Source organism: Alcaligenes sp. GCM10023179 (assembly GCF_042653705.1).
Taxonomy (GTDB): Bacteria; Pseudomonadota; Gammaproteobacteria; order Burkholderiales; family Burkholderiaceae_B; genus Alcaligenes; species Alcaligenes phenolicus.
The window spans coordinates 794,773-819,376 of sequence record NZ_JBHSIQ010000001.1; the positions used below are offsets into that span (position 1 = coordinate 794,773).

Sequence of the window (24,604 nt, forward strand, 5' to 3'; positions counted from 1 at the left end):
GTCAAGTTTTATAAAGGGGGAGTACCTAGTGGCTCGCGCCAGCCCAACTGGTGTGAAATGCTGTTGGCGCACTGTCGCAACTGAGCCAGGATGGGGCTGTTGATACTGGCATCAAACAGCGTACTGGGGCCCAGACTGGTCAGGGCCAGCACAATCTGGCCGGAGTGATCAAATACGGGGACGGACAGGGCATCAATACCGGGCAAGGGGTTGCCCAGTGCCTGTGCCACACCTTGTTCACGGATTTTCTCCAGCATGGCAGCCAGTTCTTTGGGGCTGGGGCGCAGCGGACTGATACTGGTGACAACCGCGCTGTCACCTGCCTCGCGCTCAATGTAGTGGCGCGCCACTTCAGGGGGCAGCCAGGCGGCAAAGACGTGGCCGGTGGCCGTGTGCAGCATGGACATGACCGTGCCGCAGCGCATGTTCACATGGACCGGGTAGCTGGCCTCGCTGATATGAACCATGGTGGGTCCGTGTGAGCCCAGCACCGCCAAGCCCAGGGTGTGCCCGATGCGCGAGGCCCAGGCTTGAACCAGGGGCAGGGCAATCTTCACCGGGTTCTGGCTTTGCAAGCTGACCAAACCCATCTGCAAGGCAAACGGCCCCAGCTCGTACAGGCCGGTAGCCGGAGCCTGCTGCACCAGTCCTACGTTGGTAAAACTGACCAGATACGGGTGGGCTTTGGCCGAACTCATCCCAGCTTGCGTGGCCAGATCTCGCAACATCATGGGTTGTCCGCTATCTACCAGCACTTTCAACAGGCCAAAACCCGTTTCAATGGATTGGATACGGCGACGCTTTTCGTCCATAGCAGGCAAAATGGGTTCGGTCATAGGGGTTTGGAGCGGTTTGGCACGGTCTTCAAGTGTACCGACTAATGAAGCTGCCCGCCGGGCCTTGGGTGTCGTAAAATGGCCTTAATTATTATCTGTCTGAGCAAAGAGCACGATGAATCAAGAAATTCAGTCCGACGCTGGTCAACTGGGCGCCAGTCCAATCGCTCCCGTTCCAGAGATTGTTGAAGAGCTGCGCGCCGGTCGCATGGTTATTCTGGTTGACGAAGAGGACCGCGAAAACGAAGGCGATCTGGTCATGGCCGCCGAATTCGTAAATGCCGAAGCGATCAACTTCATGGTGACGCATGGCCGCGGTCTGGTTTGCCTGACGCTGACCGAAGAGCGCTGCCGCCAGCTGGACCTGCCTTTGATGGCCACCCGCAACGGTACCCGCTTTGGCACCAACTTCACGGTGTCGATTGAAGCGGCTGAAGGCGTGGAGACCGGCATTTCCGCTGCTGACCGCGCCCGTACTGTGCAAGCGGCCGTGGCCCGTGATGCACGTCCGATTGATCTGGTGCAGCCTGGTCACATTTTTCCCTTGAAGGCGGCCAAAGGTGGTGTGCTGGTGCGTGCCGGTCACACCGAAGCGGGCTGCGATTTGACGGCGATGGCAGGCTTGACCCCGGCTGCTGTCATTTGTGAAGTGCTCAATCCTGACGGCACCATGGCGCGTTTGCCCGATTTGTTGGTGTTCGCCCGCGAACACGGCATCAAGGTTGGCACCATTGCGGACCTGATCCAGTACCGCAGCGAACACGAGTCCATGATCGAGCGTTTGCACAAGAAGTCCGTCAAGACTCCTTATGGCGAATTTGAATGCCACGCTTACCGCGATCTGTCTTCCGGTGGCTTGCATCTGGCACTGGTGCACGGTGAAATCAGCCCGGAAGTGGAAACCCTGGTGCGTGTACATGAACCGACTACCGTGCTGGATGTTCTGATCGAGGGGGATGTGGGCCACAGTTGGACCCTGCCCACTGCGTTGCGTACCGTGGCCAAATCCGACAGCGGTGTTGTCTTGCTGATGAACTGCCAGAGCTCCGAAGAAGAGAGTTTCGAGCAGATTCAGGCCTGGGCTGCAGACAGCCCGGCCCAGGCGCCACGCGGTCGCCCTAGCCGCAACGATCTGCGCACCTACGGAATTGGTGCACAAATTTTGCGTGACCTCAATGTTGGTAAAGCCCGTTTGATGTCGCGACCACGTAAAATGCCAAGCATGGCCGGGTTTGCATTGACCGTGACGGGTTACCATAGCGAACCAGACTCTCAATCCTAAGCGGAGCTTCCAACATGAATCCTTACATTGTTACCCCTGACCTGAATGGGGAAGGTCTGCACATTGGTATTGTGCGTGCGCGTTTTAATGAATCCATCGGTCTGACCGAGTTGGAAGCCTGCTTGAAAGAGCTGGAAGCTTTGGGTGTAGACGAGCGCGACGTGACCGTTCTGTCCGTCCCCGGTGCGCTGGAACTGGGCATTACCCTGGGCCAGATGGCTGAAACCGGCGAATTTGATGCCCTGATCGCTCTGGGTGCTGTTATCCGCGGTGACACCTACCACTTTGAAGTGGTCAGCAATGAAAGCGCTTCGGCCATTACTCAAGTCTCCCTGGCAACCGGTATTCCTGTTGCCAACGGTGTACTGACCACCAACACAGATGAACAAGCCGAGATTCGTGCTGCTGAAAAAGGTCGCGATTGCGCCCGTACAGCGGTCGAGCTGGGCAATCTTATCGCCGTCCTCGAACCCGAGCTGGACGACGATGAGGACGAAGATTACGAGGACGAAGATCTTGACGACGACAAATAAAGTCCCGGCCAGCAAGGCCAACGGACGATCCGCGCGCCGCCGCTCGCGCGAATTTGCCCTGCAGGGCATCTACTCCTGGCTGTTGCGAGGTGCTGATGGCCTGCAGGAAGCCACCTCCATCGACGCTCATATCCGGGGCGACGAGGAGTTTGGCGAAGCCGACGCAGCCTGGTTCAAAACCTTGCTGTTCGGCGTCATGCGCGAAGCCCCTGTGCTGCGCGAACGCTTTTTGCCGTATGTGGATCGTCCTTTGGAAGAGCTCTCTCCCATTGAACACGGCATCTTGCTGATTGGCAGCTACGAACTGGTGCATCACGTTGAAGTGCCTTACCGCGTTGCCATTAACGAAGCCGTTGAACTGGCCAAGTCCTTTGGCGGTACCGACGGTTTCAAATTCGTGAACGGCGTGCTGGACAAACTGGCCGCCGACGTACGCGCACCTGAAGTTGCCAAGCAGGCCCGCCGCTAAAACGGGGCGTGCCGTGCTGAACGAGTTCGGTCTTATCCAGCAGTATTTCAATCGTCCCGCTCCCGAAGGCTATTTGGGAGTGGGCGACGACTGCGCCCTTTTTACTCCAACACCCGGCTGGCAACTGGCCAGCAGCGTGGATCTATTGATCGAAGGGCAACATTTCTTTCCCGATGTGGACCCCTTTCTCTTGGGGCACAAGGCGCTGGCCGTGAACCTGTCGGACCTGGGCGCCATGGGAGCCAAGCCACGAGCCTGCCTCCTGGCTTTGTCCATGCCCGAAGTCCGGCCCGAGTGGCTGGCCGCATTCTCCAAAGGTTTGTTTGAACTGGCCGATCAGGCGCAATGCCCCTTGATCGGTGGCGATACCACGCGCAGCAAGCAGGGGGTGGTCATCAGCATTACGGTGCTGGGTGAAGTCCCAGCGGGACAGGCCTTGCAACGCAGCGCGGCTCAAGCTGGTGACGACATCTGGTTGACGGGTACCTTGGGGGCGGCAGACATTGCCTTGCGCCTCCTGCAGGGTCGACTGGCCGCGGACCCGGATCGTCTGGCTGCCAGCCGCCCAGCCTTGGAACAGCCCTGGCCGCCTTATCGCCTGGGTCATGCCCTGGCAGGTTTGGCTCATGCTGCCATTGATGTGTCTGATGGCCTGGTTCAAGACCTGGGTCATATCGCCAAAGCCAGCCAATGTGCCGCCCATCTGGATTGGGACGCCTTGCCGCTGGATCTTTCCTTAAAGGGTTTGCCTGCCGAGCTGCAGCGCGAAGCGGTTCTGGTTGGTGGTGACGTTTTTCAATTGTGTTTTACGGGGGCTCCCCAACAACGGGAGTCCATCATGGCGCTGGCCCAGCGCGAAGGCGTGCAGCTTAGCCGTATTGGCTCCATGCACGCTGGTAGCGGGGTGTACGTGCGTGATCAACAGGGTCTGCATCCTGCCCCTGCCCAGGGCGGTTTCGATCATTTTGGTGGCTGAGTCTGTGTCATGAGCACATTTCCTGATCCTTCCTTGAATCCCATTCAACGTCCTACCCTGGATTGGGTGGTGAAAAAGCCTTGGCGCCTGATTGCCTTTGGCGGCGGTACCGGCGTATTGCGTCCGGGGCCGGGTACCTGGGGCACGGTGCTGGCCTGGGTCTTGTGGGTCTTGGGTCTGCATGTGCTGACCGACACGCAAATGGCCATTTTCTTGCCGCTCACCTTTTTCATTGGCTGCTGGGCTTGCCACCGCACGGGCTACGACCTGGGCGTGTCCGATCACAGCGGCATGAATTGGGATGAGATGGTCGCCTTCTGGCTGGTGCTGTGGCTGATTCCGCAGACCTGGCTTGCACAGGGCATCGCATTCGTTTTATTTCGTTTCTTTGATATTCTCAAACCACCGCCAATCCGCTATTTTGATCGTCGTCTGCATAATGGTTTTGGCGTTATGTGGGACGATCTCCTGGCGGCAGGCTATACCTTGTTGCTGATGGCTGTCTTGGTACGTTTTGGAGTTTTCTCATGAGCGATTACGAGCACGGCAATGCCGCCCTGGCCCTGGGGCGAGCCCTTAAAGATCGCGGCTGGATGGTTGCCTGCGCCGAGTCATGTACGGGTGGCCTGCTGGCTGCTGCCCTGACGGACCTGCCCGGCTCCAGCGCCTGGTTCGAGCGCGGTCTGGTTACTTACAGCAATAAGGCCAAGGTTCAGGAACTGGGCGTGAACCAGGACACCCTGGATCGTTTTGGCGCGGTCAGCGAGGAAACCGCCATGGAAATGGCGGCGGGTGCGCTGGAAGCCACTGCAGATGCGGAACTGGCTATTTCCACGACCGGCATTGCCGGTCCGGATGGAGCCACGGCGGGCAAGCCGGTTGGCCTGGTGTGCTTCGGTTTTGCACAGCGCCGGGGTGATGGCATTGTGACCCGCGCCTCTGCTCGTATCTTTGATGGAGACCGGGCCCAAATCCGTCAGCAGGCCGTGGAATACGCCTTGGCCAGTGCGCTGACCATGCTCAATCCCGCCTGATTGCTCAGGCCGGTAACATCAAACCCAGCTGCCTGGCGCTCGAACGTAGTTCGGGCAGGCAGCGCTGGATCAGCTTTTCTTCCGTATCCTGCCAGTCCTTGATGCTGATGCTCATTCCGGCTACAACGCGCCCGCTGGCACTGCGCACGGGTACGCCAATGGCCGTTAGACCCAGTTCCAGTTCTTCCTTGATCAAGGAATAATCCTTTTCCTGTACCTGCTTCAATTCGCGCAGCAAAGCCTCGCGAGTATGGGCGGTGTATTGCGTCATGATCTTGAAGGGAGCCAGCTCCAGGTAGGCATCCAGCCTGCTTTGCGGCAACTGCGACAGCATCATTCGCCCGATAGAGGTGCAGTGAGCAGGCAGGCGGCTACCCAGGCCCAAAGACACAGTCAGTACACGCTGTCGTTGGGCGCGTGCCAGATACAGAATTTCGTCTCCATCCAGCAAGGCCAGTGCACAGGTTTCACCGACGCGGTCACTCAGGTCGTCCAGTATGGGCTGGGCCAGACTGACGATGGAGGTCGAAGAAAAGTACGCATGGCCCAGCTGCAAAATCGCCGGACGCAGCTTCCAGAACGGACCTTCCTGCTCTGCATAGCCCAGGGCTTGCAGCGTGTAGAGGCAGCGCTGCACCACCGCCCGTGCCAGACCCGTTTTCAGGGCAATTTCTGCGGCCCGCAATGGCCGTCTTCTATCTGAAAAAGCCGTAATCACCTGCAGGCCACGGGCTAACGATTGCATGTAATCCGGGTCGCCTTTGTAGCTGCTGGTGGCGGGGCCTGTTTCTTTATTTGTTGTCATGGCTCAGGAAGTGGCAAGGTCTAGTTTTGTTCGATTAGCGAACTCGATGGGATTGGCAAGAATTATCGATGATAAATTGTAAAAAAAACAAGACTTAGCAATTTAATAATCAAGTTCGATTATCGGACAAAATAAGTTTGGAGTGATTCATGAAAAAAATTCTAGCCCGTAAAGTGGCTCCTCTGCTGGCCGGAATGGGTTTGTTGTTTTGTTCCTTGGGCGCGCAAGCCGCGTATCCGGACAAGCCTATCCGTCTGGTTGTGCCCTTTACGCCGGGCGGTGTGACTGACGTGATTGCCCGAGGTGTCGCGCAGCAACTGTCCAAGGATCTGGGCCAGATCATCATTGTGGAAAACAAGCCCGGCGCCAGCGGCATTATCGCTACGGACTTCGTCGCGAAATCTGCCCCCGATGGCTATACCGTCTTGCTGGCCGCGGTTGGTCAGGCCGTGGTGAACAACCACCTTTACAAGAAACTGCCTTACGATCCGGCGCAGGATCTGGCCGCTGTTTCTCTGGTGGCGGAAGGGCAGAACGTGCTGGTGGTGAACGCCAAGCAAAGCCCATTCAATACGGGCGAAGAGTTGATCAGCCATGCTCGCGCCAAGCCCGATGATCTGACTTACGCTTCCTTTGGTAATGGCTCGTCCTCGCACCTGTCGGCTGCCGCCTTTACCACGATGGCCAATATCGACGTCATCCACGCTCCTTACCGTGGCAGCGCACCTGCCATGACCGATCTGCTAGGTGGTCACATCTCCTTCATGTTCGACAGCATGGGCACCGCAATTACGCACATCAACGCCAATACTGTGCGTCCCCTGGCTGTGTCCGGTCCGGAGCGTTCCTCCTTGTTGCCAGAGGTTCCAACCTTTGCAGAGTTGGGCCTGAACCAGGGCTATAACGTGACAGCCTGGTTTGGTTTCCACGTCAGCAGCGGCACGCCTACTGAAATTATTGATCGCCTGAGCCAGGCCATGAAAACCGTCAGCGAGAACAGCGAGTTTGTTGAAACCTTCCGTCGTCAAGGCGTGGACATCATTTCCTCCACCCCTGCCGAGTACGCCGAGTTCCTGCGTCAGGAAGACGAGAAATTGGGCAGCCTGATCAAGCAAGCCAATATCACGCTGGACTAATTGTTTTTGAATGGAGCACTGTAACGTGAGCGATCAGCACGCCTCGCAGGCGACGCGTCCTGCCCCTTTGGATGGTATCCGGGTTCTGGATCTGACACGCATTCTGGCTGGCCCATGGTGCACACAGAACCTGGCCGACCTGGGGGCCAATGTCTACAAGATAGAGCGACCCGAAACCGGCGACGATACTCGCGCCTGGGGCCCGCCCTTTTTGCAGACACCTGAAAAGGAAGATACGGCTGAAGCGGCCTATTACTTGTCGGCCAACCGTAACAAGCAGTCGATCAGCCTGGATATTGCCAGCCAGGAAGGGGCGGATGTGGTGCGTGCCATGGCACGGGAATGCGACATTCTGGTGGAGAACTTCAAGGTGGGTGGTCTGGCTAAATACGGCCTGGACTACGCCAGCTTGAAAGAGATCAACCCTCGCCTGATTTATTGCTCGATTACCGGCTTTGGCCAGACAGGCCCTTATGCCGAGCGTCCGGGTTATGACTTCATGATCCAGGCCATGGGCGGCATGATGAGCCTGACGGGCGAGCGTGATGACAAGCCCGGCGGTGGTCCACAGAAAGCGGGGGTTGCTGTCGCGGACTTGATGACGGGCATGTATGCCACCAGCAGCATTCTGGCCGCCTTGTTTGAACGCTCACGCAGTGGTTTGGGGCAGCATATTGACATTGCCTTGCTGGACTGTCAGGTAGCCATGCTGGCGAATCAGAACATGAACTATCTGGTCAGTGGGCAGGCACCGAAGCGGGCCGGTAATGCACACCAGAATCTGGTGCCGTATCAGGTGTTCCCAACGGCAGATGGCCACATCATTGTGGCTATCGGCAATAACCGTCAGTTCGCGGCTTATTGCGAAGCAATTGGACACCCGGAAATTGTTGAGGATTCGCGTTTCAACATTAACAGTCAGCGGGTCAAGCACCGGGATGAGCTGGAGCAGATTCTGAGTGCCGCGATGCAACAGCATCCTAGCGCTTACTGGCTGGAAGCACTGGACAAGATCGGTGTGCCAGCTGGACCTATCAATGATCTGCACGGCGTGTTCTCGCACCCGCAGGTTCAGGCCCGGAATATGCGTATCGAGCTGGACCACAGCCAGGCCGGCAAGGTCAGCATGACGGCCAGCCCCATGCGCTTCTCTGACAGTCCGGTGTCCTACCGCATGGCTCCGCCGCAGTTGGGTGAGCATACCGAGCAGGCGCTGGAGAGTTTGCTGGGAGCGGATAACCCGGAGCTGAAGCAGTGGCGCAACCGGAACCAGGCTTGACTAGGGTTAAAAGCCAAAGCCAAAGCCAAAGCCAAAGCCAAAGCCAAACCAGAATTTGAACCAGTGTCAGAGTCGAGGCGCAGGCCTAGTTTAGCGTTTGGACTTGTGGCAGAAGTAGTGTCTGATTGACACCGCCCCTGCTACCTGAAATACAGGTCAGACCCTGGCCTAGGTCTCGTGACTCAGTAGGGGGGAGGCTGCTTCTTACGCTTAAGGCTCAACTGAGCCTGAGCGGGTCCTATCGGTCATAGCTTAATAAATAAGAAGCCCCACTCACTTTGGATTGAATCCAAGTGAGTGGGGCTTTCTTGTATCTACACTAATTGCTGTCGCTGTCGCTGTCGCTGTCGCTGTCGCTGTCGCTGTCGCTACAAGCTTGGACTCTGTATCCCCGGTCTGTTTTCAAACCGGGGAAGGGCAGTCAATTAGCGCTGCTTGTTGCGCGCATCATTAATCGCATTGCGCGTAGCAATCGCTGCAGCTTGTGCCGCATCACGCCAGTCATCGCCTCGGCTGGCGTACAGAATGGCACGCGAAGAGTTGATCATCATGCCGTTACCTTGCGAGTCCATACCAGCAGCAACGGTGGCGACCACATCGCCACCTTGTGCGCCAATGCCGGGCACCAGCAAAGGCATATCGCCAATACGGGCACGTACCTTGCCAATTTCCTCGGGGAAGGTTGCGCCCACCACCAAAGCACATTGGCCGTTTGTATTCCATTTCTCTGCCACCAGGCTGGCTACGTGCAGGTACAACGGGGTACCGTCGGCCATCTCCATGAATTGCAGGTCCGAGCCACCAGGGTTGGAGGTGCGGCACAGCACGATCACGCCCTTGTCCTTGTGCTCCAGGTACGGCTCTACCGAGTCAAAGCCCATGTAGGGGCTGACGGTGACGGCGTCTGCGCGGTAGCGCTCAAAGGCTTCGCGTGCGTACTGCTCGGCTGTCGAACCCACGTCGCCACGCTTGGCATCGAGCACGATGGGCAGGTGAGGGTAACGGCTGCGAATGTAGTCGCACAGGTCTTGCAACTGATCCTCGGCACCCTGAGCGGCAAAGTAGGCAATCTGTGGTTTGATGCCGCAGGTGTAGTCGGCGGTGACGTCCACAATCGCTTTGCAGAACTCATAAATCGCGCCGGGTTTGCTGGCCAGCTCCAAAGGCAGGCGGGCAGGGTCTGGGTCCAGACCCACCATCAGCATGGATTGGTTGTCCGTCCAGGCACGGTTCAGTTTTTCTATGAATGTCATGGGAATCAGGAAAGTAAACGGCTATACAAAAAGCTGAGCCAGACGGCACCAGCAAAAATAAGGGACAGCAGCACGGCAGCACTGGCCAGATCCTTGGCCCGCCCGATCAAGGGGTGGTGCTCCAGGGTAATCGTGTCGGCCAGGGCCTCCAGGGCCGAGTTCAGCAGCTCTACCACTAGCACAAAGACTAGTGTGCCCAGCAAGACCAGAATCTCTGCCGGGGTTTGTCCCAGCCAGAATGCCAGTGGCGTCAGGATGACAGCCAGTGCCAGTTCCTGGCGAAAGGCAGCTTCATGGCGCAGGGCGGCGGCCAGGCCCTGGCTGGAGTAGCGCAGGGCATTGAACAGGCGACCAACACCGCCTTTGCTTTTGAATGGAGAGTCTGACATGAAGGACGCTGCAGATTGAAGTGCCCTGATTATAGGGGTTTGCTTGGGCGAAAAAAAACCGGATGGAAAAATCCATCCGGTTTTTGTACTAAAAGCGTGGCGATCAGGGCAGAAGTGATCAATTTCCGCCCGGATCGGGGTGCTGATAAGTGGCTTAGAAGCCGCCCATACCACCCATGCCGCCCATGCCACCCATGTCAGGCATGGCTGGAGCAGGTTTGTCTTCCACGATTTCGGTCACGGCCACTTCGGTGGTCAGCAACAGGCTGGCGATCGAAGCTGCGTTTTGCAGGGCAGTGCGAGTCACCTTGGTTGGGTCCAGAACGCCTTGCTCGACCAGGTCACCGTATTCGCCAGTAGCAGCGTTGTAACCGTAGGTGCCGGTGCCGCTGGCCACTTGGTTAACAACCACGCTGGCTTCTTCGCCGGCGTTGGAAACGATGGTGCGCAAAGGAGCTTCGATAGCACGCAGGATCAGCTTGATACCGGCGTCTTGGTCGGTGTTGTCGCCTTTCAGTTGGGCAACAGCTGCGCGGGCACGAATCAGTGCAACGCCACCGCCAGGAACGATACCTTCTTCGACGGCTGCGCGAGTAGCGTGCAGGGCGTCTTCAACGCGGGCTTTCTTCTCTTTCATTTCGACTTCGGTGGCAGCGCCAACGCGAATCACGGCAACACCGCCAGCCAGCTTGGCCACGCGCTCTTGCAGTTTTTCACGGTCGTAGTCGGAAGTGGACTCGTCGATCTGAACGCGGATTTGTTTCACGCGAGCTTCGATGTCGGTGCCGTTGCCAGCGCCGTCGATGATCGTGGTGTTTTCTTTGGCCACTTCAATGCGCTTGGCCTGACCCAGGTCGTCCAGAGTCGCTTTCTCCAGGGACATACCGGTTTCTTCGGAGATCACGGTACCGCCAGTCAGGATAGCGATGTCTTCCAGCATGGCTTTGCGACGATCGCCAAAGCCAGGAGCTTTAACGGCGGTAGTCTTCAGAATGCCACGGATGTTGTTCACAACCAGAGTAGCCAGGGCTTCGCCTTCCACGTCTTCAGCAACGATCAGCAAAGGACGGCTGGTCTTGGCAACTTGCTCCAGTACGGGCAGCAGGTCACGGATGTTGGAGATTTTCTTGTCGAAAATCAGAACAAACGGATCGTCCAGAACAGCAACTTGCTTGTCAGCGTTGTTGATGAAGTAAGGGGACAGGTAGCCGCGGTCAAACTGCATACCTTCGACCACGTCCAGTTCGTTTTCCAGGGATTTGCCGTCTTCAACGGTAATCACGCCTTCTTTGCCCACTTTGTCCATGGCATTGGCGATGATCTCACCAATGGAGTGGTCGCTGTTGGCGGAGATGGAACCGACCTGAGCAATTTCTTTGCTGGTGGTGCAAGGACGGGACAGTTGACGCAGTTCGTCAACCACAACGCCAACGGCCTTGTCGATACCGCGCTTCAGGTCCATTGGGTTGATGCCAGCGGCAACAAACTTCAGGCCTTCTTCAACGATGGCTTGAGCCAGAACAGTAGCGGTAGTGGTACCGTCACCGGCGTTGTCGGAAGTTTTGGAAGCAACTTCTTTAACCAGTTGAGCACCGATGTTCTCGAACTTGTCTTTCAGTTCGATTTCTTTGGCAACGGACACACCGTCTTTAGTAACGGTAGGAGCGCCGAAAGAGCGGTCCAGAACAACGTTACGGCCTTTGGGGCCCATGGTGGTCTTAACAGCGTTGGCCAGAACGTTGACGCCGCGCACGATGCGGGTACGTGCGTCGTCGCCGAAGTAAACTTGTTTTGCGGTCATGGTTTGAATCCTATTGAATTTTCGTTGGCGGTACTTATTCGATCACGGCGAAGATTTCTTCTTCGCGGATCACCAGCAGCTCTTCGCCGTCGATCTTGACGGCCTGGCCGGAGTATTTGCCAAACAGAACTTTGTCGCCGACCTTCAGATCCAGCGCCAGAACCTTGCCGTCCTCGGTTTTCTTACCGGGGCCAACGGCCAGGATTTCGCCTTGATCGGGCTTTTCAGTCGCGCTCTCGGGGATAACGATACCGGAAGCGGTGGTGCGTTCGTTGTCCAGACGCTTGACGATCACACGATCGTTCAAAGGACGCAGTGCCATGGAGAAACTCCTGTTTAAAGATGACTTTAGTTGTTGGTCCGATTGTGGGGGCGAGGCGTTTTAGCACTCAACCCCTTCGAGTGCTAATTATAGGGACGACTTTTCTAATTTCAAGAGCACCAGGGTCAGGCTGTTACATATTTGTCCTGGGGCGTGAAGTAGGGGGGAGGGAAACGCCGGGTTCTGGTGCGTGTCTGGACTTGGACTCACATTAATAAGGCAAGCTCAGTTAAGCTGGGCGCTTTCGATCATGAGCGGTCGGGCATGATTGAACGCCAGGCTTTCTTTTGCCTAAAGAGATTTCCACGAAAACCAGCGCAATGTCCAACTTCAACCTATTCAATGTCTTTCTCCAACGCTGGGGGGCTCAGGCCGCTGGCAAGCCTTTCAGCACCGCGACCAGCGATCTGATGCCCGTGCGGCTGACCGGGAAGTTGGAGGGGCAGCCGGCGATGATCAAAATCACACGAGATCTTGATGAGCGTATCGGCGGCCAAGTGCTGCAATGGTGGGCTGGCGATGGCGCGGCGCATGTATATGCGCTGGACCCAGACTCTGGAGCGTTGCTGATGGAGCGTGCAACGGGCTCCAGGGATCTATTGCGCATGGCTTTAGAAGGGGAAGATGATGCAGCGACGAGCTGTATCTGCCGTGCCCTTGAGCAATTGCATTCAAACCGACCTTCGGCCCCACCTGACAATTTGCGCCCCCTGAGCGATTTTTTTGAATCGCTGGCACCGATGGCGCAGCAAGAGGGCGGTCTGATGGCTGAATGCGCACTAGTGGCCAATGAGCTGCTGCGAGATCAGCGTGATCAGGTCGTTCTGCACGGGGATGCGCACCATAGCAACATTCTTGATTTCGATCAGCGTGGATGGCTGGCAATAGATCCCAAGCGCGTCACTGGTGAGCGCTATTACGACTATGTAAATGTGCTGTGCAACCCTGATCTTAAAACGAGCACCGATCCAGCGCGCTTTGCACGGCAGTTGTCGGTAGTCATCGAGGTTGCAGGGCTGGAGCGTCAACGCTTGCTCAGATGGGTCATGGCGCATGCGGCCTTGTCAGCTGCCTGGTTTCTGGAGGATGGATTGCGCACCGAGGCCAATAAAGAGTTGGCCGTTGCGGCGCTGGCTCGACGGGCCTTAGCTTGAGGGGTTCATCACTATTTCATTACCCGTACTCAAGGCGATCAGCTTGCTCATGGTGTTGAAGTTGCGTGTCGTCGCAACGACCTTGAGCTTTCTCTCGATGAAATTATTGTTGGCTTTCAGGTCTCGATACCGGGTTGCGCACACAATATAGGCGATGTCATCAATGACGCGGACCTGATCCGGTGCGTGCTCCAGGGCGTGGAAGGCATGCAGCAAGACGCTATCTGCTGGGGAGCGCAGCAAGGTGAAATATAGCTGGCTGGGGCTTTCGTCCTTGAAAGGATTGTTCGCCATCACCCGCATGAAATAAGCCGGTGTTCGGGCGATAACCTGAATATTTCCGCCCAGCTTGTTCTTGATAGTGTGGTGAACCAGTTGCTCCAACTCCGGCTGTTCCAGCTCTGTGGACACAATCACATTGCCGCTTTGTATATAAGTCCGGACCTCTTTCAGACCCGCTGCTTCCAGGGCTGCGCGTAGTGGTGCCATCAAGACCTTGTTCTTGCCGGTGGGCATGACGCCACACAATAAAAGAATCTGTGTATTCATGGTGTGTGCTGGCCGTGAAGTTGGGGTGTTGCCGTGCGGGCGGGAGTTTCAGTGCGCCATTTTATGCTGTGTTAAAAAACAGTATTGTGTTTTGTTTTCAAGGCTCGTCAGTCTGCACTGTGTGAGCATCACGGCTGGTTGGTGCAGATGTGGCGTCGGCGGTTTGGCGGTAATACGGACCCGGGCGCATGACGCCTTCGTGAGGAGCCTCATCAAAAAACAGGCCGATTTCCCTAGGAATTCGGCCTGTTTTTTGTTGGGCTGATGGCATTTGGATGTGGCGAGTTATTCAGCCTGGTGCAGTAGCCTGCAGATTGCTTAATCCGTCTTTACGTCGTTTATGCCCGTTTGTTCAAATCCGGTGCCGGTGTCGTTGGCAGCAAAGGATCAATCGCACGGCACAGAGCCAGCAGCTGATCATCTGCACCGATACCCGCTTCAATCAGCATCCCCACTGGCAGACCACCTGACAGACCGATAGGCAGTGAGATGCCCGGTGCGCCCAGGTTCGAACCCAAGTCGGTACGAGAGATGTAAGTGTTGAAGGTAGGTACTGCCTTGCCGTTCATCATGGTGGTTTCATCATCGCCAATCGGGCAGGCGGTCAGCGGGCTGGTCGGGAAGATCAAGCCACTGACATTGGACTGGCGCAGCAGGTCTGCATAGGCCTGTTGCATCAGGGGGCGGTCTACATTCAGCGCTTCTTCGTAGGCTTCCTGGCTGATGGTGTAGTCGCCCGTAATGGCGTCGAAAATCTCTTTCACATCGGGGCTGTGAATGCCAGCAATCAACTCGTCCAAGCTAATGTCGTACTTGTTTTCGGCCAGGTACAAAGGCAGGTTCTGCAAGGTTTCATACAGCACAATCGGCATGCCGACGCGGGCATTGATCTTCAGAACCGGAGACAGGTCTACATCGACCAGCGTGACACCGGCTTTTTGCAAATCATCCAGAAACGCCAGGGTCACGTCGGCCACACCGGCATCCATATCCTTCCAGAAGCTGTCACGGGGTACGCCCAGACGCAGCTCCTTCAAGGAAGGAGTGGCAATCACAGTGGGGGCCTTCTGGCAGAGCAGGCTGTCCAGCAAGCTGATGTCAGCCAGACTGCGAGTCATGGGGCCTGCTGTATCGCGGGTAGGGGACAAGGGCACAATGCCCTGGCCTGAATAACGGCCCACTGTAGGACGGAAACCGTACAGGCCGCAAAGCGCGGCAGGTAAACGCACCGAAGCGCCCGTATCCGTGCCCAAGCCAGCTGGAAACTGACGAGCTGCCACAACCGTTGCAGTGCCACCGGAAGAGCCGCCGGGAATACGACTTGGATCATAAGGGTTGCGACTGGGGCCCGTAGTGGCATTATTGGTCGTAATCCCAAAAGCCAGTTCGTGCATCACGGACTTGGCGGGCAGCACGGCACCGGCCTTGCGCAATTGTGCGACTACATCTGCATCTTTCAGCGGCACGCGACCTTGCAGGGCGCCGGTGCTGGACGTGGTGGGCATGTCCGTGGTGTTCAGGTTGTCTTTCATCACCAAAGGCACACCGTCCAGCGCCAAGGCTTCGCCACGGGCGCGGCGTGCGTCAGACTGATCGGCCTGCTGGTAAAACAGCTCTGAATCCAAATGTGCCAGACCGCCCAAATGGGCCATTTCTTGTGATTGCTTGAGCAGCTCGTCGGCAATCTCACGGGCGCTGAACTGGCTTTTTTCCAGACCTGCCAGCAGTTCGCTGGCGCTAAGTTCGGTAAGTGACATGGGGTCTCCTGGGGAGGCGTGAACGCCCCCGGCTTTTGCTGTGATAGTCCTATCAATCAGCCTCTAACGGGGCTGTCTTGAAAAAAGAGACTGTAAGGGTATCAGCAAGCAGGAGGAATAACTCAGGACGCCTTCCAAACGACCTTGTTGCGGCCAGCATGCTTGGCTTCGTACAAAAGCCGGTCAGCTTGCTCAATGGCCTGGTTGATGTCGCCATTGCTGTTTAGCTGAACTACACCGAAACTGGCCGTCAGCGTATGCGCCGTGGCGGGGATATGCAGATTCATCACACTGCTGCGCAAACGCTCGGCAACCAGCACGGCGGTATGCAAGCTGGTGCTGCGTATCAGCAAGACAAACTCCTCGCCCCCAAAGCGGGCTGCCAAATCGTCCTGGCGAACCGTGCGAGCCAGTAAGGCCCCGAACTCCTTCAAGGCCCGATCGCCCGCCACATGGCCCCAGGTGTCATTGACCATCTTGAAGTGGTCCAGATCGCAGGTCATGACCGCCCAGCCGCTATGTCCATACAGCTCCAGCCGTTTTTTGACCTGCTCGAAAAAAGCACGACGGTTCAACAAACGGGTCAAAGGGTCCCGGCTGCGCTCATGATCCAGCGTCTGCACAATCGACATGGCCGTACTGGTCAAAATAGCCAGCGCGACCCAAATGCTGATGAACATATTGGTCGCCAGCATCAAGAGCCAAAAACCGGAGCGGGTCAGCTCTGGCTGCATCTCGCGAGGGATCAGTGTGGCCAGCGCAAATACACGAACAAAGGCATAAAGCAAGGCTGTCAGGTAAGAGGCCCGCAACAGCGTTGCCAAAGGAATCGTGCGTGACCTGCCGGACAAGATCGACTTGATGGGCAAAGCAACCAAAAAGGCCAGGCCCCAGTTCAGAATTTGTAAACGCAGCCAGAGATCATCATCAATCTGGGAAAAATAAAAAAGCAGCCCCAGCGTGACGAGGACGATTGCTCCAGCCAATCTGGGATGAGCACGTCCGCCAAAACGTAAAGCGACCCCATGAGACAAAGCCCAGACACCATATAAATACATAGCCGACAAGGGCAGAGTCCAGCGGGCGAGTTGCTCATTGGGCATCAGGCTATGGATCCCCATAGGAATAGCCGTGGAGATATACCCCGAGGCAATCCAGAGCAGGTAACGGTGATCGCGTAGACGGCTCCAGCAGTAAATCATCGCGATGCCCAGCAATGCCGCGCAGGCAGGGACGATCAGAACGAAATACTGGTTGGGAGAGGACACGGTGTGTTCGCGTGCATTAAGAAGAGTTGAAAACTGGCGTTACAACAATTGTAACGATATTGTTGCAGGGCAGACGCTTATCGATTGAGAACAAACAGTTTAATCAGAGAAAAGAAGAAGTTTTGATCTGCTTTATGAGCCGGTTTCCGTTAAGGGAAGGCTGCGCAGAATGAGAAGGACAGACAAGGGGAAGGATTGTTTACCTAAGCTAAACAAAAAATCAGGAATACTTTTCAAAACCACACCGAAAACAGACAGTTGAGACAGCCCACCTCCAACTGTATTTTTCATGGCAGGAAATTGAGCCACGAAAAATACCCCTGAATCCATCATCAATTAGCTCATAGGGCGGCATCACAGTTACGTTTCGCCCTTAAATTGCTCATGATGCCAGCCACTTGGAGCCCTGCCTGGGTGTCGGGGCGATTCAGAGTACTTGCCGCGGTCAGGAGATAGCGTAGGGATGCAAGCGCCCTGTTGTTTGACCGGGGCGCTTGTGGTTCGTCCGGGGGACGAACCACCCCGGGAGTTCAGGGTGCGCCCGTAGCTATCTCCTGACAAGGGCACCGGTGCGCAGCACCGGCAAGTGCTCAGCCCGGACACCCAGGCAGGGCTCCAAGTGGCGTCTTTCTGCCAAGGTGGAGTACTGAACAAACAACATTACGCCAGCAAACGGCAAGGCAACCCAAGCGTTCTATTGGGTTGTTTAATTTCCGAGCTGACATATGACCTTAAAAAGACATATATCTTCTCTTACCTGCGTTTATTTTCAGAGCACCAGAACAGCAAAAAGAAGCGGGGGGAGCGCTCAAACGGCCCCCCCCATCTTCAAAACAGCCCTTCCGCAATTACTGCGCCGTCTCAACCAGCACCAGCTCCGCATCCTCCAGCGCCTGAATTTCCAGCGTCGTTTCATTGCGAATCGCCGCCCCATCACGGGCATTCAACTCCAGACCATTTACCGAAACCCGCCCTGTGGCAGGCACCAGATAAGCCAGATGCTCGGCAGGCAAAGACAGAGTCGTGCTTTGACCTTTCTTCAAGGTCGCTCCCAGCACACGGGCCTGGGCACGAATCGGCAAAGCCTCTGCGTCACCCTCAAAACCACTGGCCAGAGCGACAAACTGCCCCGAACGCCCATCCTTGGGGAAAGGCTTGGCCCCCCAGGCTGGCGGTAAACCACGACGCTCTGGCTGAATCCAGATCTGGAAGATCCGTGTCGTCCCGCTTTCCAGGTTGTACTCCGCATGGCGAATACCCGTGCCGGCACTCATCACCTGCACATCACCGGCTTCAGTACGACCCTTATTGCCCAAACTGTCCTGGTGGCTGATCGCACCTTCACGCACATACGTAATGATCTCCATATCGGCATGATCGTGAGGTGGAAACCCGGTGTTGGACGCAATCGTGTCGTCATTCCAGACACGCAGGGCACCCCAGCTCATGCGAGCGGGATCGTAGTAATTAGCAAAAGAAAAATGGTGCTTGGCGTCCAGCCAGCCGTGGTTGGCGCCGCCCAGTTCATTAAAAGGCCGATGTTCAATCATGATGCGCTCCTTGATATTGGATACTAAAAAGAATTCTAGGCGTCTTGCTGATTGAATAAAATAGAATCAATAGCATAGAATTCATTCCAAAAACGACATGAAAACATTACCGGATTTACAAGCCTGGGCCATCTTTGCCACTGTGGCGGAAACCGGCTCCTTTGCCCAGGCAGCCGAAGTTCTGGGCCTGTCACAACCTACTGTCTCCAAGGCAATCACCCGGCTGGAAAAACAGCTGCATGTGTCCCTGTTCCACCGTACCTCCCGACGCCTGTCCCTGACAGAAACCGGGCAGGCCAGCCTGGAACAGGCCCAAGCCGTTCTAGCTGCCGGACAAAACGCGGAAGCCCTGGCACGCGACCAGAAAGAAAGCCTGCAGGGACGTATCAAGATTGCTGCCCCCATGTCCTTCGGGCTGGAGCATCTGGCCCCTTTGCTGCCCGCCTTCATGGAAAAGCACCCGGCCGTGCTGCTGGATCTGCACTTTAATGACGCCCAGGTGAACATCGTGGAACAAGGTTTCGACATGGCCTTGCGTATCTCGACTATGGATGATTCCAGCCTTCTGGTGCGCCGTCTGTGCAATTTGCGCCTGCGGCTGGTTGCCGCCCCCAGTTACCTGGCCAAGTACGGCAGACCCTCACACCCCAGCGACCTGGCTCAGCACATGAGCCTGCGCTACGCCTACGAGCGACGCGGCAGTGTCTGGCGCTTTCAGCAAGGGCAGGAGTATTACTCCCAAACCGTGCCCTGTGCTTTGCAAGTCAACAATGCCCAGGCCCTGATCCCACCCTTGCTTCAGGGCCTGGGGCTTAGCGTGCTGCCTCAATTCCTGCTGGGCGATATGGTCGAGCAAGGCCAGTTGGAAATCGTGTTACCGCAATGGGATTTGCCCAGCCTGACCTTGCATCTGCTGACGCCTCCGGGCCGTTCGCGCTCAGCCCGTGTGCAAGCTTTTATCGATTTTCTGGTCGCGGGATTTGAACAGGCCGCCTGGGCCGATACCGGCCAGTAAGAGACTGCTTACGTTTTGCCGCTAGACTGTCTGGTCCACTCTTGTTTTCTAGGAGATCACTATGGATACACGTCCTCCCTTGCCACCTTTCGATCTGGAGAGTGCTCGCCAGAAAGTGCGTGCCGCCGAGGATGCCTGGAATAGTCGTGACCCGGTCAAGGTTTCGCAGGCATATACCGTGGATACGCGCTGGCGCAATCGCAGCGAGTTTCCGCAGGGGCGAGATCAGGTTCAATCTTTTTTAGAACGCAAATGGCAAAAAGAGCGTGAATACCGCTTGATTAAAGAAATCTGGGCCTGGCATGAAAATAGAATTGCCGTGCGTTTTGCTTATGAATGGCAAGATGAATACGGTCAGTGGTGGCGCAGTTACGGAAATGAAAATTGGGAATTTGACGAGCATGGCTATATGGCGGTGCGCCATGCCAGCATTAACGATGTGGCAATTACAGAATCCGAACGCAAGTTCCGTTGGCCCTTGGGGCGGCGCCCCGATGAGCATCCGGGTTTGAGTGATCTTGGCCTTTAATTAAACCTGGGTGGCTGATCCTGGATACGCTCAGATTGCGGTGGTTCGGGACGAATACGCCACCACAGAAATAAAAATCCGGTTTGCACTTGGCTAAACCGGATTTTTTTTAATATTTAATCTTTATGCTTCATTCTTCATGGTCTGGAAAGAATAAAGGGCGAAATATTGAAGTTTCCCTGTTCGCAATCAAAGACACACGCTTGGATAAATGGTTTAGTGTTGGGTTAGCCTTCGTTCATCTCCAAGGAGTCTTCTATCATGAATCACCCTGCTGGCCCGGATACGGCCGCCGTGGATCGCACTGGGCCTTCCAGTCATTATTCCCGATTGATCGAGCAAGCTCGCAAAGAGCACAGTCGAATTTGTGTGGTGGCTCATCCCTGCGATGATGTGTCCCTTGGAGCCGCCTTGCAGGCACGGGCCCAAGGCCTGTTCGAGATCGTGCTGGTTGGCCCGCAGGCCCGTTTGCATTCCGTAGCGGCAGAGCATGGTTTAAGCCTGGAAGGGGTCACCTTGATTGATACCCCCCACAGCCATGCCTCGGCAGAGCGAGCCGTAGAGGAAGTGCTGGCCGGCCGTGCCCAGTTGCTGATGAAAGGCAGCCTGCATACGGATGAACTGATTCAGGCCGTGCTGTGCACCCAGGGCAAGGGCTTGCGGACTGGTCGCCGTTTGAGTCATGTTTTCATCATGGATGTGCCCAGCTATCCGGAGCCCTTGTTTGTGACGGACGGTGCCATCAATATTTTCCCCGATCTGAGCACCAAAGCGGATATTGTGCAAAACGCCATTGATCTGCACCACGGCCTGGGCTTGGGCAAACCGTTGGTCGCCATCCTGTCTGCGGTCGAGCAAGTGACCGAAAAAATCCCGACCACGCTGGAAGCGGCTGCCTTGTGCAAGATGGCTGATCGCGGCCAGATTACGGGCGGTGTGCTGGACGGCCCCTTGGCGCTGGATAACGCTATCAGCCCCGAGGCGGCGCGCATCAAAGGAATTGTGTCGCCCGTTGCGGGCAAGGCGCAGATTCTGGTGGCCCCCGATCTGGAGGCCGGCAATATGCTGGCCAAAAATCTGACCTTCCTGTCCGGCGCCCAGGCTGCCGGTATCGTGATGGGGGCTCGTGTGCCTATCATTCTGACCAGCCGAGCCGATAGCGCCCAGACCCGCATGGCCTCTTGCGCCGTTGCCAGCCTTTACGCGGGCTATCTGGAACGTAAAGTTGCTGTGGAGGCTGCGCACTAATGAGCGAGCAGATTCTGGTCATTAACGCAGGCAGCTCCAGCCTGAAGTTTCATATGTACAAGGTCCAGCCGGGCGACCAACTGGATTTTGAGTTTGGCGGTCAGGTTTCGGGCATTGGCAGTAGCCAGCCAGCCTTCAAAGTTAAAGATGCCCAGGGCCAATCCATGGTCAAGCAGGATCTGGATGGCGAGCAGGCCAAGGACCTGCATACAGCGCAGGCTTTGGTGGCGCGCTGGCTGCTGGAGCATGTGGATGGTCGGCCTATTGCCGTTGGCCACCGTATTGTGCACGGGGGCGCCCGCTACGACAGCAGCGTACCCTTGACCCCGCAGGTGCTGGAGTATCTGGACAGCCTGTCACCCTTGGCACCACTGCATCAGCAGAACAATCTGGCTCCTGTTCGCGTGATCTTCGAGCACTACCCGGAAATCTTCCAGGTAGCGTGTCTGGATACGGCCTTCCATCAAGGACATGCCCCGCATTTGCAGCATTTTGCATTGCCTGGTCGGTTCTTTGAACAGGGCGTGCGCCGCTACGGTTTCCACGGCCTGTCCTATCACTATATTTCCCAGCACCTGCGTCGCGAAATTCCCGAACTGGCTGACGGGCGCGTCGTCATTGCCCATCTGGGTTCAGGTGCATCGGCTTGCGCCTTGAAGGAAGGCCGCAGCGTTCACACCACCATGGGCTTTACGGCGCTGGACGGCTTGCCTATGGGGACTCGTCCGGGGCGTCTGGATGCCGGTGTCGTGCTGTGGATGCTGGAGCAGGGCATGGAGCACGACGAGATCCAGTCCGTGCTCTACACCCAATCCGGCCTGAAAGGCTTGTCCGGCGATCAAGCGGATATGCGTGCGCTGGAAGCTTCCGATGATCCTCGTGCCAAGCTGGCGGTGCAGTACTTCTGCTATCACACGGCAGAGAATCTGGCGGGTTTGTGCGTTGCCTTGAAGGGGCTGGACACCTTGGTCTTCACGGCGGGGATTGGCGAGCACAGCCCGTCTATTCGGGCAGGCATCGCCAAGCACCTGGAGTGGATGGGGGTGGAGATTGATCCGGCTCGTAATCAGGCAGGGGAAACCGTGATTTCTACCGACAGCAGTGCCGTGCGTGTATTGGTGATTCCAACCAACGAGGAACTGATCATTGCTGAACAGTCCCTCGCCTTGGTGCGTGCCAAACAGTAGGCCCGCTACACGTTTTTAGGCGGTTTTTTGAACCAGACCGGCAGCCACGGTCTGGTTCGTGCTGGGGTCGATCAAGATAAAGGAGCCCGTGCTGGAGTGATCCTGATAATCGTCCAGCACCAGCGGGTCACGGCTGACCAGACTGACACGACCAATATCATTCAGGGATAAGCTGCCAGTGGCTTGCTGCTCTTGCAGGCTATGTACATCGCGCAAGGCATGAACGGCTTGCACCTTGGCTTGGGTCAGGCGTGTGCCTTGTTTTAACCAGTAAGAGCGGGTGGTGTTCAAGTCCTGCTCGTCCAGCCAGCACAGCTGCGCATCAAAGTGTTTGCTGGTGCTTACTTCTTCATGGGCCAGTGTCAGCAAATCGCCCCGTGAAATGTCCAGTTCACGATCCAGCACTACAGTCACGGCGTCCCCGTCGCTGACAGAAGTTTGTTCTGTGCCCGCGCGAAACAGCTGTGTGATCACCGCCGTTTTTCCGCTAGGCCATACCTGAACGCTATCGCCCACCTGGATGCGGCCGCCACTGAGCTGACCGGCGTAGCCACGGAAGCCATCAGCACGGCTGCCGCCATGACGCGCCACCCATTGCACAAACAAACGGGCAGGGCGCTGAATGTTCTCGCGCAGATCCAGCGATTCCAGCAAAGGCAGCAGTGGCAAACCTTGATACCAAGGCGTGTGTGGCGAAGCCTGGGTGATGTTCTCGCCCTTCAGGGCCGAGAGCGGAATGATATGAAAGTGCTCAATCCCCAGCTGGGTAGCCAGTTGGCGATAGGCTTCATGGATACGGTCGAACACGGCTTGGTCCCAATCGACCAGGTCCATCTTGTTCACCGCCACCACGATATGGCGTAGGCCCAGCAGCTTGGCAACGGTGCTGTGGCGCTTGGTCTGGGTCAGCAGTTCACCGTCCTTGGCGCGGTGCGCATCAATCAGAATGATGGCGGCCTGGGCGGTGGAGGCGCCCGTAATCATGTTGCGGGTGTACTGCTCGTGACCGGGGGTATCGGCCACGATGAATTTGCGTTTGGGGGTCGCGAAGTAGCGATAGGCCACGTCAATCGTGATGCCTTGTTCGCGCTCGGCTTCCAGGCCGTCGGTCAGCAGGGCCAGATCGGGTTCGGCGTCCTCGCCACGCTTGTATTTGGAGCGCTGGATGGCCGCAATCTGGTCGGCAAACACGCCCTGGCTGTCTACCAGCAAGCGCCCAATCAAGGTGGATTTTCCGTCGTCCACGGAGCCAGCGGTAATCAGGCGTAGCACGCCTTGATCGGCAGCCTGCAGCCAGGCGTCATTGACTGTGTTCATTAGAAATATCCTTGTTTCTTGCGGTGTTCCATGGAGGCTTCGGACGTCTGGTCATCCATGCGGGTCGCACCACGCTCGGTAATAGTGGCCAAGGCGGTCTCAGCAATAATGTCTTGCACCGACGCGGCAGTAGAGAGCACCGGGCAGGTGCAGGAAATATCGCCTACGGTGCGGAAACGCACATCGCGCCATTCGGAGGTTTCCCCATCCAGCAACGGAGTCAATGGCGTGATGGGTACGATCAGCCCCTGACGCTCCACCACTTCGCGCGAGTGGGTGTAGTAGATGGATGGCAGATCAATGGCCTCACGCTGGATGTATTGCCACACGTCCAGCTCGGTCCAGTTGGAAATCGGGAAGACGCGCAGGTTCTCGCCCTTGTGAATACGGGTATTGAACAAGTGCCACAGCTCGGGGCGTTGCGCTTTGGGGTCCCATTGGCCGAATTCGTCGCGAAAAGACACGATACGTTCTTTGGCGCGGGCTTTTTCTTCATCACGGCGGGCGCCACCGAAACAGGCATCAAAGCCAAATTCGGCAATCGCTTCCAGCAAGGTGACGGCTTGGGCCCCGTTGCGGCTGGCGGTTTCATTGCGCAGCACCACGGTGCCGCGCGCGATGGAATCTTCCACACTGCGCACAATCAGTTCGGCGTTCAGCTCGGCGGCGCGGCGATCCCGAAATTCGATCACTTCCGGGTAGTTGTGGCCGGTGTCCACATGCATCAAGGGAAACGGCAGCGGGCCGGGTGCAAAGGCTTTCTGGGCCAATTGCAGCAGCACAGCGGAGTCCTTGCCGCCGGAGAACAGCAGCACGGGTTTTTCAGCTTCAGCCGCGATTTCACGCAGAATAAAAATGGCCTCGGCTTCCAGCCAGTCCAGATGAGTACGGGTAGAGAGTGGTTCGCCCATGGGG

General features: G+C 56.8%; 26 protein-coding genes. 13 read left to right on the forward strand and 13 right to left on the reverse strand.

The features are described from left to right. Positions 1-8: 8 nt before the first annotated feature. Positions 9-836, reverse strand: coding sequence for an IclR family transcriptional regulator (locus ACFPDR_RS03490; protein ID WP_022983222.1), 828 nt, complete (start codon positions 834-836; stop codon positions 9-11). Positions 837-951: 115 nt separating this feature from the next. On the opposite strand from ACFPDR_RS03490, the gene ribBA reads away from it, so the two are divergent. The 6 genes from ribBA to ACFPDR_RS03520 are packed head-to-tail and all read left to right on the forward strand — an operon-like array spanning position 952 to position 5,130. Next, positions 952-2,118, forward strand: a complete 1,167-nt coding sequence (gene ribBA, locus ACFPDR_RS03495) for a bifunctional 3,4-dihydroxy-2-butanone-4-phosphate synthase/GTP cyclohydrolase II (protein WP_009454780.1) — start codon at positions 952-954, stop codon at positions 2,116-2,118. A 14-nt stretch (positions 2,119-2,132) separates the two neighbouring features. Next, a complete protein-coding gene (ribH, locus tag ACFPDR_RS03500) occupies positions 2,133-2,651 on the forward strand; it encodes a 6,7-dimethyl-8-ribityllumazine synthase (protein WP_009454781.1) in 519 nt (172 codons plus the stop codon). Continuing rightward, the gene (gene nusB, locus ACFPDR_RS03505) at positions 2,605-3,120 is read left to right on the forward strand and encodes a transcription antitermination factor NusB (protein WP_042488795.1); all 516 of its coding nucleotides are present in this window, start codon (positions 2,605-2,607) and stop codon (positions 3,118-3,120) included. Before ribH ends, nusB begins: the two co-directional genes overlap by 47 nt. Positions 3,121-3,133: 13 nt before the next feature. Then, on the forward strand, positions 3,134-4,096 hold the full coding sequence (thiL, locus tag ACFPDR_RS03510; RefSeq protein ID WP_266108713.1) for a thiamine-phosphate kinase: 963 nt from the start codon (positions 3,134-3,136) through the stop codon (positions 4,094-4,096). Between the two features lie 9 nt (positions 4,097-4,105). Next, a complete protein-coding gene (locus ACFPDR_RS03515; protein WP_009454786.1) occupies positions 4,106-4,627 on the forward strand; it encodes a phosphatidylglycerophosphatase A in 522 nt (173 codons plus the stop codon). Further along, positions 4,624-5,130 carry a CinA family protein gene (locus ACFPDR_RS03520; RefSeq protein WP_026485462.1) on the forward strand — a complete coding sequence of 169 codons (507 nt, stop codon included), beginning with the start codon at positions 4,624-4,626 and terminating at the stop codon, positions 5,128-5,130. The genes ACFPDR_RS03515 and ACFPDR_RS03520 overlap by 4 nt, the downstream gene beginning before the upstream one ends. Positions 5,131-5,134: 4 nt before the next feature. On the opposite strand, the gene ACFPDR_RS03525 is transcribed toward ACFPDR_RS03520, so the two are convergent. Next, positions 5,135-5,935: an IclR family transcriptional regulator domain-containing protein gene (locus ACFPDR_RS03525; RefSeq protein WP_022983221.1), complete on the reverse strand. Its 801-nt coding sequence runs from the start codon at positions 5,933-5,935 to the stop codon at positions 5,135-5,137. Positions 5,936-6,084: 149 nt separating this feature from the next. Here ACFPDR_RS03525 and ACFPDR_RS03530 point away from each other — a divergent pair, with 149 nt between their 5' ends. Both ACFPDR_RS03530 and ACFPDR_RS03535 read left to right on the forward strand, forming a co-directional pair. Continuing rightward, positions 6,085-7,071 (forward strand): Bug family tripartite tricarboxylate transporter substrate binding protein, encoded by a 987-nt coding sequence (locus ACFPDR_RS03530; protein WP_009454792.1) that lies wholly within the window; start codon positions 6,085-6,087, stop codon positions 7,069-7,071. A gap of 10 nt (positions 7,072-7,081) precedes the next feature. Further along, complete coding sequence (locus ACFPDR_RS03535) at positions 7,082-8,350, forward strand: CaiB/BaiF CoA transferase family protein (protein ID WP_060186606.1); 1,269 nt, start codon at positions 7,082-7,084, stop codon at positions 8,348-8,350. 425 nt (positions 8,351-8,775) lie between these two features. Here ACFPDR_RS03535 and pyrF read toward each other — a convergent pair whose 3' ends face one another. The 4 genes from pyrF to ACFPDR_RS03555 form a co-directional block, all read right to left on the reverse strand. Beyond that, positions 8,776-9,603 (reverse strand): orotidine-5'-phosphate decarboxylase, encoded by an 828-nt coding sequence (gene pyrF, locus ACFPDR_RS03540; protein ID WP_026485466.1) that lies wholly within the window; start codon positions 9,601-9,603, stop codon positions 8,776-8,778. Positions 9,604-9,608: 5 nt separating this feature from the next. Continuing rightward, the gene (locus tag ACFPDR_RS03545; RefSeq protein WP_009454798.1) at positions 9,609-9,992 is read right to left on the reverse strand and encodes a diacylglycerol kinase; all 384 of its coding nucleotides are present in this window, start codon (positions 9,990-9,992) and stop codon (positions 9,609-9,611) included. A gap of 154 nt (positions 9,993-10,146) precedes the next feature. After that, positions 10,147-11,793, reverse strand: a complete 1,647-nt coding sequence (gene groL / locus ACFPDR_RS03550; RefSeq protein WP_026485468.1) for a chaperonin GroEL — start codon at positions 11,791-11,793, stop codon at positions 10,147-10,149. Positions 11,794-11,827: 34 nt separating this feature from the next. Next, on the reverse strand, positions 11,828-12,115 hold the full coding sequence (locus tag ACFPDR_RS03555; RefSeq protein WP_009454802.1) for a co-chaperone GroES: 288 nt from the start codon (positions 12,113-12,115) through the stop codon (positions 11,828-11,830). Between the two features lie 287 nt (positions 12,116-12,402). On the opposite strand from ACFPDR_RS03555, the gene ACFPDR_RS03560 reads away from it, so the two are divergent. Next, on the forward strand, positions 12,403-13,269 hold the full coding sequence (locus ACFPDR_RS03560; RefSeq protein ID WP_376910568.1) for an aminoglycoside phosphotransferase family protein: 867 nt from the start codon (positions 12,403-12,405) through the stop codon (positions 13,267-13,269). Here the strand turns inward: ACFPDR_RS03560 and ACFPDR_RS03565 are convergent. The 5 genes from ACFPDR_RS03565 to ACFPDR_RS03585 all read right to left on the reverse strand — a co-directional run bounded on the left by ACFPDR_RS03565 (position 13,261) and on the right by ACFPDR_RS03585 (position 18,393). Next, positions 13,261-13,818 carry a DUF1697 domain-containing protein gene (locus ACFPDR_RS03565; RefSeq protein WP_376910569.1) on the reverse strand — a complete coding sequence of 186 codons (558 nt, stop codon included), beginning with the start codon at positions 13,816-13,818 and terminating at the stop codon, positions 13,261-13,263. The genes ACFPDR_RS03560 and ACFPDR_RS03565 overlap by 9 nt on opposite strands. A gap of 338 nt (positions 13,819-14,156) precedes the next feature. Beyond that, the gene (iaaH, locus tag ACFPDR_RS03570; RefSeq protein WP_376910570.1) at positions 14,157-15,575 is read right to left on the reverse strand and encodes an indoleacetamide hydrolase; all 1,419 of its coding nucleotides are present in this window, start codon (positions 15,573-15,575) and stop codon (positions 14,157-14,159) included. Positions 15,576-15,697: 122 nt separating this feature from the next. After that, a complete protein-coding gene (locus ACFPDR_RS03575) occupies positions 15,698-16,843 on the reverse strand; it encodes a sensor domain-containing diguanylate cyclase (RefSeq protein ID WP_137431229.1) in 1,146 nt (381 codons plus the stop codon). A 132-nt stretch (positions 16,844-16,975) separates the two neighbouring features. Next, positions 16,976-17,176, reverse strand: coding sequence for a hypothetical protein (locus ACFPDR_RS03580; RefSeq protein WP_009454811.1), 201 nt, complete (start codon positions 17,174-17,176; stop codon positions 16,976-16,978). Positions 17,177-17,691: 515 nt separating this feature from the next. Further along, positions 17,692-18,393, reverse strand: a complete 702-nt coding sequence (locus ACFPDR_RS03585) for a pirin family protein (protein ID WP_060186610.1) — start codon at positions 18,391-18,393, stop codon at positions 17,692-17,694. 97 nt (positions 18,394-18,490) lie between these two features. Between ACFPDR_RS03585 and ACFPDR_RS03590 the strand changes: the two genes are divergently transcribed. The 4 genes from ACFPDR_RS03590 to ACFPDR_RS03605 all read left to right on the forward strand — a co-directional run bounded on the left by ACFPDR_RS03590 (position 18,491) and on the right by ACFPDR_RS03605 (position 22,372). After that, the gene (locus ACFPDR_RS03590) at positions 18,491-19,408 is read left to right on the forward strand and encodes a LysR family transcriptional regulator (RefSeq protein WP_115634352.1); all 918 of its coding nucleotides are present in this window, start codon (positions 18,491-18,493) and stop codon (positions 19,406-19,408) included. 61 nt (positions 19,409-19,469) lie between these two features. Next, complete coding sequence (locus ACFPDR_RS03595; protein WP_060186612.1) at positions 19,470-19,937, forward strand: DUF1348 family protein; 468 nt, start codon at positions 19,470-19,472, stop codon at positions 19,935-19,937. Between the two features lie 261 nt (positions 19,938-20,198). Next, positions 20,199-21,185 (forward strand): phosphate acetyltransferase, encoded by a 987-nt coding sequence (locus ACFPDR_RS03600; protein WP_009454816.1) that lies wholly within the window; start codon positions 20,199-20,201, stop codon positions 21,183-21,185. Further along, on the forward strand, positions 21,185-22,372 hold the full coding sequence (locus ACFPDR_RS03605) for an acetate/propionate family kinase (protein WP_376910571.1): 1,188 nt from the start codon (positions 21,185-21,187) through the stop codon (positions 22,370-22,372). The genes ACFPDR_RS03600 and ACFPDR_RS03605 overlap by 1 nt, the downstream gene beginning before the upstream one ends. 15 nt (positions 22,373-22,387) lie before the next feature. Here the strand turns inward: ACFPDR_RS03605 and ACFPDR_RS03610 are convergent, their stop codons facing one another. Together ACFPDR_RS03610 and cysD are read right to left on the reverse strand one after the other, a co-directional pair. Then, on the reverse strand, positions 22,388-23,689 hold the full coding sequence (locus ACFPDR_RS03610; protein ID WP_376910573.1) for a sulfate adenylyltransferase subunit 1: 1,302 nt from the start codon (positions 23,687-23,689) through the stop codon (positions 22,388-22,390). Continuing rightward, a complete protein-coding gene (cysD, locus tag ACFPDR_RS03615; protein WP_009454833.1) occupies positions 23,689-24,600 on the reverse strand; it encodes a sulfate adenylyltransferase subunit CysD in 912 nt (303 codons plus the stop codon). The genes ACFPDR_RS03610 and cysD overlap by 1 nt, the downstream gene beginning before the upstream one ends. Between the last annotated feature and the right edge of the window lie 4 nt (positions 24,601-24,604).

Excerpts from the sequence above, each read along its gene's own strand:
- ACFPDR_RS03490 (WP_022983222.1), bottom strand. The coding sequence starts at position 836 with ATGACCGAACCCATTTTGCCTGCTATGGACGAAAAGCGTCGCCGTATC.
- ribBA (WP_009454780.1), top strand. The coding sequence starts at position 952 with ATGAATCAAGAAATTCAGTCCGACGCTGGTCAACTGGGCGCCAGTCCA.
- ribH (WP_009454781.1), top strand. The coding sequence starts at position 2,133 with ATGAATCCTTACATTGTTACCCCTGACCTGAATGGGGAAGGTCTGCAC.
- nusB (WP_042488795.1), top strand. The coding sequence starts at position 2,605 with ATGAGGACGAAGATTACGAGGACGAAGATCTTGACGACGACAAATAAA.
- ACFPDR_RS03515 (WP_009454786.1), top strand. The coding sequence starts at position 4,106 with ATGAGCACATTTCCTGATCCTTCCTTGAATCCCATTCAACGTCCTACC.
- ACFPDR_RS03520 (WP_026485462.1), top strand. The coding sequence starts at position 4,624 with ATGAGCGATTACGAGCACGGCAATGCCGCCCTGGCCCTGGGGCGAGCC.
- ACFPDR_RS03525 (WP_022983221.1), bottom strand. The coding sequence starts at position 5,935 with ATGACAACAAATAAAGAAACAGGCCCCGCCACCAGCAGCTACAAAGGC.
- ACFPDR_RS03530 (WP_009454792.1), top strand. The coding sequence starts at position 6,085 with ATGAAAAAAATTCTAGCCCGTAAAGTGGCTCCTCTGCTGGCCGGAATG.
- ACFPDR_RS03535 (WP_060186606.1), top strand. The coding sequence starts at position 7,082 with ATGGAGCACTGTAACGTGAGCGATCAGCACGCCTCGCAGGCGACGCGT.
- pyrF (WP_026485466.1), bottom strand. The coding sequence starts at position 9,603 with ATGACATTCATAGAAAAACTGAACCGTGCCTGGACGGACAACCAATCC.
- ACFPDR_RS03545 (WP_009454798.1), bottom strand. The coding sequence starts at position 9,992 with ATGTCAGACTCTCCATTCAAAAGCAAAGGCGGTGTTGGTCGCCTGTTC.
- groL (WP_026485468.1), bottom strand. The coding sequence starts at position 11,793 with ATGACCGCAAAACAAGTTTACTTCGGCGACGACGCACGTACCCGCATC.
- ACFPDR_RS03555 (WP_009454802.1), bottom strand. The coding sequence starts at position 12,115 with ATGGCACTGCGTCCTTTGAACGATCGTGTGATCGTCAAGCGTCTGGAC.
- ACFPDR_RS03565 (WP_376910569.1), bottom strand. The coding sequence starts at position 13,818 with ATGAATACACAGATTCTTTTATTGTGTGGCGTCATGCCCACCGGCAAG.
- iaaH (WP_376910570.1), bottom strand. The coding sequence starts at position 15,575 with ATGTCACTTACCGAACTTAGCGCCAGCGAACTGCTGGCAGGTCTGGAA.
- ACFPDR_RS03580 (WP_009454811.1), bottom strand. The coding sequence starts at position 17,176 with ATGATGGATTCAGGGGTATTTTTCGTGGCTCAATTTCCTGCCATGAAA.
- ACFPDR_RS03585 (WP_060186610.1), bottom strand. The coding sequence starts at position 18,393 with ATGATTGAACATCGGCCTTTTAATGAACTGGGCGGCGCCAACCACGGC.
- ACFPDR_RS03590 (WP_115634352.1), top strand. The coding sequence starts at position 18,491 with ATGAAAACATTACCGGATTTACAAGCCTGGGCCATCTTTGCCACTGTG.
- ACFPDR_RS03595 (WP_060186612.1), top strand. The coding sequence starts at position 19,470 with ATGGATACACGTCCTCCCTTGCCACCTTTCGATCTGGAGAGTGCTCGC.
- ACFPDR_RS03600 (WP_009454816.1), top strand. The coding sequence starts at position 20,199 with ATGAATCACCCTGCTGGCCCGGATACGGCCGCCGTGGATCGCACTGGG.
- ACFPDR_RS03605 (WP_376910571.1), top strand. The coding sequence starts at position 21,185 with ATGAGCGAGCAGATTCTGGTCATTAACGCAGGCAGCTCCAGCCTGAAG.
- ACFPDR_RS03610 (WP_376910573.1), bottom strand. The coding sequence starts at position 23,689 with ATGAACACAGTCAATGACGCCTGGCTGCAGGCTGCCGATCAAGGCGTG.
- cysD (WP_009454833.1), bottom strand. The coding sequence starts at position 24,600 with ATGGGCGAACCACTCTCTACCCGTACTCATCTGGACTGGCTGGAAGCC.